Origin of the sequence: Methylobacterium sp. GC_Met_2, assembly GCF_026540795.1 — a bacterium.
GTDB lineage: Bacteria > Pseudomonadota > Alphaproteobacteria > Rhizobiales > Beijerinckiaceae > Methylobacterium.
On the sequence record NZ_JALNUM010000287.1, the window covers coordinates 1 to 364 of the forward strand.

The following is a 364-nucleotide window of genomic DNA, read 5'->3' on the forward strand; positions in this document are numbered from 1 at the left end:
GCGGGTCAGGTTTCGCCGCGCATGGGCCGCATCAGGGCGCCGAGGAGGAAGCCGAGCTGCCCGCAGACCATCAGGGCGAGGCCACGGCGCATGCTCCCGCCGGTGCTGAGGTGATGGATGTACACCCCGTAGGCCAACTCGCCCGCCACCACCGGCAGGAACGCCAGCAGCCACCACACCGAGCCGAACCGGCCCAGACCCAGCCCGAGCAGCGCGTTCAGCAACAGACCCTTCATCGCCGCCCGTCCCCGTCCCCTTGGGTCGGGTGGTAGACCGATCCCGATGCCCGCGCCATCGCGCCCGGGCCTGCCTCAGCGCGCGTCCCGCACCCGCCGAAGAAGCGATCACACCGGCCGCTTCACCG

General features: G+C 72.0%; 1 protein-coding gene. It reads right to left on the minus strand.

All coding sequences use genetic code 11. The features are described 5' to 3' along the window. Nucleotides 1-5 precede the first annotated feature (5 nt). The gene (locus OXS49_RS33475; protein ID WP_244002472.1) at nt 6-236 is read right to left on the minus strand and encodes a hypothetical protein; all 231 of its coding nucleotides are present in this window, start codon (nt 234-236) and stop codon (nt 6-8) included. Nucleotides 237-364 lie beyond the last annotated feature (128 nt).

What these genes read in the sequence shown, in the direction of transcription:
- OXS49_RS33475 (WP_244002472.1), bottom strand. Translation starts at nt 236, where the DNA reads ATGAAGGGTCTGTTGCTGAACGCGCTGCTCGGGCTGGGTCTGGGCCGG.